This is a genomic window from Conyzicola sp. (assembly GCF_057073975.1).
Genome location: NZ_JBXMIS010000115.1, coordinates 1 through 3,001, shown reverse-complemented (window position 1 = coordinate 3,001; position 3,001 = coordinate 1). Strand labels below are relative to the sequence as shown.

The 3,001-nt window shown below is 68.4% G+C and carries 5 protein-coding genes; 3 read left to right on the top strand and 2 right to left on the bottom strand.

The window, feature by feature from the left end; all coding sequences use genetic code 11:
* Positions 1-284: peptide-methionine (R)-S-oxide reductase (msrB, locus tag AC14A7_RS10410; RefSeq protein ID WP_484008746.1), on the bottom strand; the 284-nt coding region annotated here is incomplete at its 3' end.
* A gap of 57 nt (positions 285-341) precedes the next feature.
* On the opposite strand from msrB, the gene AC14A7_RS10405 reads away from it, so the two are divergent.
* On the top strand, positions 342-785 hold the full coding sequence (locus tag AC14A7_RS10405) for a GNAT family N-acetyltransferase (RefSeq protein ID WP_484008744.1): 444 nt from the start codon (positions 342-344) through the stop codon (positions 783-785).
* Entirely contained in the window at positions 782-1,447 is a 666-nt protein-coding gene (locus AC14A7_RS10400; RefSeq protein WP_484008742.1) for an HtaA domain-containing protein, read from the top strand. Before AC14A7_RS10405 ends, AC14A7_RS10400 begins: the two co-directional genes overlap by 4 nt.
* Here the strand turns inward: AC14A7_RS10400 and AC14A7_RS10395 are convergent.
* The gene (locus AC14A7_RS10395) at positions 1,429-2,535 is read right to left on the bottom strand and encodes a heme/hemin ABC transporter substrate-binding protein (protein WP_484008740.1); all 1,107 of its coding nucleotides are present in this window, start codon (positions 2,533-2,535) and stop codon (positions 1,429-1,431) included. The two genes, AC14A7_RS10400 and AC14A7_RS10395, sit on opposite strands and share 19 nt — an antisense overlap.
* A 110-nt stretch (positions 2,536-2,645) precedes the next feature.
* Here AC14A7_RS10395 and AC14A7_RS10390 point away from each other — a divergent pair, with 110 nt between their 5' ends.
* Complete coding sequence (locus AC14A7_RS10390; protein ID WP_484008738.1) at positions 2,646-2,936, top strand: DUF3263 domain-containing protein; 291 nt, start codon at positions 2,646-2,648, stop codon at positions 2,934-2,936.
* Positions 2,937-3,001 lie beyond the last annotated feature (65 nt).

Here is a 3,001-nt window from a genome sequence, read left to right as displayed (position 1 = left end):
ACCTCGGTGCGGGTCATGCCGAGGGTGGTGTCTTCGAGAAGCTCAACCGCATCCGGGTTGATCGACTCGTAGAAGCTCGGCCAGCCGCAGTTGGAGTCGAACTTGGTGCCGCTCTTGAACAGCTCGTTGCCGCACGCCGCACAGGCATAGAGGCCGGCGCGGCTCTCGTCGAGCAGCTCGCCGGTCCAGGCGCGCTCGGTCGATGCCTTGCGCAGGATCGCGTAGCGCTCTGGGCCGAGCTCTGCGAGCCACTCTTCTTCGGTCTTCTCGACGTTGTAGGCCATGGGGCGCTCCTTAGGGGTCACCCCATTAAACTCAAGCCTGTGCCCGAATGTTCCATCGTGACCAAGACGTGGAGCGAACTCACGACGCACGAGCTCTATGCCCTGCTCAAACTGCGCACCGATGTCTTCTACCTCGAGCAGAAAGTCGACGACAGCGAGCTCGACGATCGCGACCAGGAGCCGACGACAGAGCACCTGTGGATCGCCGACGAGGCGGGCATCGCCTCCTACCTGCGAGTGATCGTGGATGCCGCTCCAACCCACCGCGACGCGCGTCACCTCTTCGGTCGCGTCGTCACGCGCCCCGACGCCCGCGGACGAGGGCTCTCGCAGCAGCTCATCGCCGAGGTTCTGCGCCAGCACGGCCACGAGTCGATGCTGCTGCACGCGCAGACCTACATCGCGCCGCTCTATGCGAAGTTCGGCTTCGAGGCCTTCGGCGAGCAGTATGTCGAGGCCGGTATTCCCCACGTGCTCATGTACCGGGCGGGGCAGTCGTGAGCATCGTCGCTGTTGCCCTCGTTGCAGCGCTCGCCGCGGCGCCCGGTTGCGGCGTCGAAGACGCGACGCTCGACTGGGGCTTCAAGGAGTCGTTCCGCAGCTACATCAGCGGCACGATCGCCAACGGCGAGTGGGCGGTCGCCGACGGCGCCACCTACGAGACACCGCGCTTCGGCTGGGTCGACGGGTCGGGCACCTACGACGCGGGCACCGGCCTTGTCGGCTTCGACGGATCGATCACCTTCACCGGGCACGGCGGCATCCTGAACACGACCGTCGCCGACCCGCAGCTGCGCTTCGACAGCGCGGATACCGCGGTCGTCATCCTCGATGTCACCGGAACGACGCAGGAGGGCACGCCCGTCGACGCGCGTGACGTGGAGTTCGCGACACTCGACCTATCGGCCGCGACCATCGCATCGAGCGACGGCGTGCTGACGATCACCGACGCGCCGGCGACGCTCACCGCGGATGGCGCGGAGGCATTCGGCACCTATGGGGCGGGGGAGTTGCTCGACCCCGTGACGATCCGCTTTGCCACCGACTGCCCGCCCGCCTCGTCCGCTGGCGGCTGGGTGCTCGGCCTGCTCGCCGCTCTCGCCGCGGCTGCGGCCGTGGTGGTCGCGGCGGTCGTGCGCCGTCGTCAGGCGGCCGGCGCGTAGATCGCGCGGGCCAGCGCGTCGAGCACGTCGGCGGTGCGCGGGCCGAAGCCGAGGATCTCGCCGTCGGCCATGTCGACGAACCGCTTGTTCTGCCCGGCGCGCGTCAGGGCGATCGCCGGCTTGGCCTCGAGCAGCCCGTCGACACCGCCAGCGCTCGCGAGCCCGTCGGTCATCACGAGGATGAGGTCGGGGTTGGCGGCGACCAGCGCCTCATCGGTCATCGGCTTCATTCCCGACCAGCCGATCTCACCGGCGACGTCGATGCCGCCGAGCGACTCGATGAGGGTGTCGGCCCCCGACTCCTCGCCGAACAGGTAGTAGATGCCAGAGGCTCCGCGAAGGTAGAGGAAGAGCATGCGCAGCCTGTCGGACTGCTCGGCCGGTGCGATGGCGGCGATCTCGGCGACCTTCGCCTCGATGTCGGCAGAGAGTCGCGCGGCGAGGGCGTCGCCGGCCGCGGGCGCACCGACGGCCGCCCCTAACTGGAGGGACAGCTCGCCCACACCGTCGAGGCTCGGCTCTGTGTCGACGAACACCACGGCGATGCCTGCCTCGCGCAGCTGCAGCACGACGTCGATCGGCCCGACCGTGCCGTCGGTGATCACCAGATCGGGGCGCAGGGCGATCACCGCCTCGCTGTTGATGCTGTGCCCGCCCGTCGTCACGATCGGCAGCTCCGCCGTCGCGGCGGTCGTGGTGGAGGTGTCGCGGCCGACCATGCGGTCGCCAGCCCCGAGCCCGACCAGGGTGGCGCCGATCGAGCCGGCGATGTCGAGCCCGATGATGCGGTCGGCGCTCGCGATATCCACCCGGATGTCGCCGTCGAGGTCGTGGGAGGTGACGGTCGTTGGCAGGGTCGGTGCTGCATCCAGCGCCACCGGCTCCGCGGATGCCGCGGCGAGCACCGCGGTCGACGCACCGACATGGGCGCGCGGATCGGCAAGCACGTCGAGCTCGGAGAGCGGCACGAGGTCTGCTGCGGATGGGGCAGCCGGGCCCGGCTCCACGTTGGCAGGAGATGCACAGCCAACGAGGATCGCCGCGCCAACGGCAAAGCCGATGACGGTGGCGAGGCGGGGGGAAGGCATGGTTAGGTCATCCTAACCTTGAGAACCCTGAGACTCGGTGTTCAGCGGCACGCCTCCCGGTTTTGCGGGCCAGTGGCTTCTAAGCTTGCCGCGAAAGCGAGGTGGTGGCCATGAGCGACGGCGATCTGTCAGAGCGCGACCGCGCCATGCTCGCGTTCGAGGCGCGATGGACGAGGCACACGGCTGCCAAGGAGGAGTCCATTCGCGACGTCTTCGGTCTCACGGCTGCCCGCTATTATCAATTGCTGAATGCCGTGATCGATTCGCCCGCCGCCGTGCGACACGATCCCATGCTGGTTGCCCGTTTGCAGCGAGCGAGGGATGCCCGGGCGCGAGCCAGGGCTGAGCGTGCATTCACGAGTTCATCCCAGGCCGGTCGTGTTGCCGTGCCGCACGAGTGAATCGATTCCAGACCTATGGCGAAGTACCCCAAAGACCAGTTCGACGACCTTCCGGCCGACCTGGC